At 65.2% G+C, this 2,998-nt stretch carries 4 protein-coding genes; all 4 read right to left on the bottom strand.

From position 1 onward, the window contains the following. Positions 1-347 precede the first annotated feature (347 nt). Entirely contained in the window at positions 348-1,952 is a 1,605-nt protein-coding gene (gene tnpC / locus ACSLE4_RS12800) for an IS66 family transposase (protein WP_435904828.1), read from the bottom strand. Between the two features lie 46 nt (positions 1,953-1,998). After that, positions 1,999-2,346, bottom strand: coding sequence for an IS66 family insertion sequence element accessory protein TnpB (tnpB, locus tag ACSLE4_RS12795; RefSeq protein WP_435904827.1), 348 nt, complete (start codon positions 2,344-2,346; stop codon positions 1,999-2,001). Beyond that, positions 2,343-2,666, bottom strand: coding sequence for an IS66-like element accessory protein TnpA (gene tnpA / locus ACSLE4_RS12790; RefSeq protein ID WP_435904826.1), 324 nt, complete (start codon positions 2,664-2,666; stop codon positions 2,343-2,345). The genes tnpB and tnpA overlap by 4 nt, the downstream gene beginning before the upstream one ends. A 68-nt stretch (positions 2,667-2,734) precedes the next feature. Then, on the bottom strand, positions 2,735-2,998 hold a 264-nt coding region (locus ACSLE4_RS12785), incomplete at its 5' end, for a hypothetical protein (RefSeq protein WP_435904825.1).

Raw genomic sequence — 2,998 nt, 5'->3', positions numbered from 1 at the left:
TAGCTTTGCTTGCTCGCTTGTCTTACTTGGGCGGTTATAGTATACAAACCAAATCTATCTGAATTTCCTACCCCAACCAATATTCCGGGGAGCCATCGCACTGTTTTGGGCTAGTGGCGATACTTGCCTCGCCTCAGGTCCCGTTCTCTCCGGCGATTGCGAGCAATCCACACGGCCGCCGCAACAACGGCTGCAACCATCACTGCTATCAAGCCATAAGCAATTACCAACCGGGTTTCCATTGGCGCGACTCCGTGGTGCAATGCAGCATACCACGCTGCGCCCCAACTAATCACGTTTAAATCAACGATGGCGGCATAAACGTAAGCCTTCGGTGAGGACCGCGGCTACGCGGCCTTGAGCAGTTCCGCTGGTCGCCGCCAGTTCCATGGCAGCAGTTCGTGCAGCCGGCTTTGGGGTAGATCGGCGATGCGCGCGAGGACGTCGGCTAGCCAAGCTTGCGGATCGATGTCGTTGAGCTTGGCGGTGCCGATCAGCGTGTACATGAATGCGGCACGCTCGCCGCCGCGGTCGGAGCCTGCGAACAGCCATGCCTTCCTGCCGAGGGCCACGCCGCGCAGTGCGCGTTCGGCGACGTTGTTGGTCAGGCAGATGCGTCCGTCGTCGAGGAACCGGGCGAACGCAGCCCAGTCCTTCAACATATAGTCGATCGCACCCGCTACCGGGTTGTGCCGGGCGAGTGCGGCGCGCTGTGACCGCAGCCACTGTTCCAGCTCGCTGACGAGCGGGATGGCGATCTCCTGGCGCATGGCAAGGCGCTGGGCGATGGTCGTGCCGTTGGCGGCGCGTTCGGCGTCGAAGATCGCGTCGATGCGCCTGACCGCCTCGGCCGCGATCGGCGAGATGACCGGTGCGCCCCGGCGTCGCTTCAGCTGTGCGGCGACGTCGGCCAGTTCGAAGAACTTGCGCCTGGCATGTGCCCAGCACAGTGCACGGGTGAGCGATACCGGCGATCGGTCGGCACGGAACAGAGCATTGTAGCCGGCATAGGCGTCGGCCTGGAGGATGCCGCCATAATCGGTGAGGTGGCCGACCGGGTGCTCGGCGCGTCGATCGCGCGAGTAGCGGAACAAGGCGGCGGGCGGCGCGAGACCGCCGAACGGTCGGTCATCGCGAACATAGGTCCACAGCCGCCCGGTATCGGTCTTGGTCTTTGCCAACACCGGTACGGTCGTATCATCGCCATGGAGCCGCTCGGCTGCGAGCACATGTGCCTCGATCAACTGGTGGAGCGGCGCGAGTGCGGCCGCGCAGGCCCCGACCTGGTCGGCGAGCGTCGACAGGCTGATCTCCACGCCCTCACGGGCATATCGGTCGCGCTGACGGTTGAGCGGCTGGTGCGTGCCGAACTTCTCGAACATGACCATCGCCAGGAAGCTCGGGCCGAACAGTCCGCGCGGCGTCGCGTGGAACGGTGCCGGCGGCTGGGTCACCGCCTCGCACGCGCGGCAGGCGAACCGCTCGCGTACGGTCTGTAAGACCTTCCACTGGCGCGGGATCACTTCCAGCGTCTCGGTCACGTCCTCGCCCAGCTTCGATAACCGGTCCGATCCGCAGCAAGCGCAACTGGTCGGAGCGGGAACGACGATGCGCTCGCGAGGAAGATGCGCAGGCAACGGCTTGCGCGAGGGTCGCGTTCGGGTGAACGCCTCGACGTTGGTGCCGACCGCGGCGCGCTGGGCCAATGCCTCGTCTTCACCGGCGTTCGCTTCCAGCTCCTCCAGACCGAGCTCGAGCTGATCGACCAAGAGTTGCCCGCGCTCGGAACGCTGCCCGTACAGTGCCCGGCGCATCTTCTCGTTCTGCAACTCGAGCAGAGCGATGCGGGCTGCCAGATCAGCGTTGATCGCCTTGGTGCGGGCGGCTTCGGCCTCGGCGTGGACAAGCGCCGCGCGGAGTGCCGTGACATTGCTGGAGAGCGTCGCTGCCATGCTGGCGAGCATAGCAGAAAGTGGCGGAGAACCTAGCTTTTTTACGTTATCCCGCCGCTTGCGGACGCCACGTCATGCGCGGATTACGCCAGTCGATCGCCTCGAGCAGACAGGCCATCTGCGACGCCGTGATCGCCACCACGCCGTCGGTTGCCGCAGGCCATATAAACCGCCCGCGATCGAGCCGCTTGGCATAAAGCGACATACCCACACCGTCGTGCCAGAGCACCTTGATCAGATCGCCGCGACGTCCTCGGAAGATATACAGATCGCCGGCATGAGGATCGCGCTTCAACCCCTGCTGCACCTGCAATGACAGACCGAACATCCCACGACGCATGTCCGTACAGCCGGTCGCGAGCCAGATCCGTACGTCGCTTCGGACCGGGATCATCGCCTGAGCGACCGCACCACCGCCGCTACCAGCGCGGGCGGCGCGTTGGCCGCGATCCGCAGCACCGCCCCGCCGAGCTCCAACACTACCGCGCATCCCGCCACTGGCTCGGGCTCGGCGCTGACCGTCACCGCCGCAAATCCCGGCGACACCGGCTCGGCAAGATCGCGCCGCCACCGATAAAGCTGACTCGGCCGCAGGTCCGCACGCCGCGCGATCTCCGCAACGCTTGCGCCCGGCTCGCAGGCCGCCGCCACCAGCGCCCGCTTCTGCTCGTCCGCCCATACTCGGCGCCGATCCACGCCCGAAATAATCGTCACCTGGCTCATCGCACCATCGCTAACACCGGTGCAAACACCGTCGCTTGCACCAGTGCTATGTCAGCCGATCACCCGTCCCCGGCAAGGCGGTCCCCACCGGAGGGGTACGCGTGATCGAGCATCGCTTCGCCTCTCGCGTCGTCCTGCATGACCAGCATGGTCCCCGCTAGACCCTCCAGGTCCCGATTTCCGGGGTTCAACGCCATGGCGCGAAAGGCGGCTCGGCGCATGGAATTTGGCTGGCCGGCCCAGCCATACGCCCGCATCGCCGCAAGCTGCACGAATGCAGAGTTCGGATTCAGGATCTTTGTGCGCTCGATTACCCGCAAGGC

The organism is Methyloceanibacter sp., from assembly GCF_051306395.1.
In the GTDB taxonomy this organism is placed as follows: Bacteria; Pseudomonadota; Alphaproteobacteria; order Rhizobiales; family Methyloligellaceae; genus Methyloceanibacter.
This window is presented reverse-complemented; position numbering and strand designations above follow the sequence as displayed.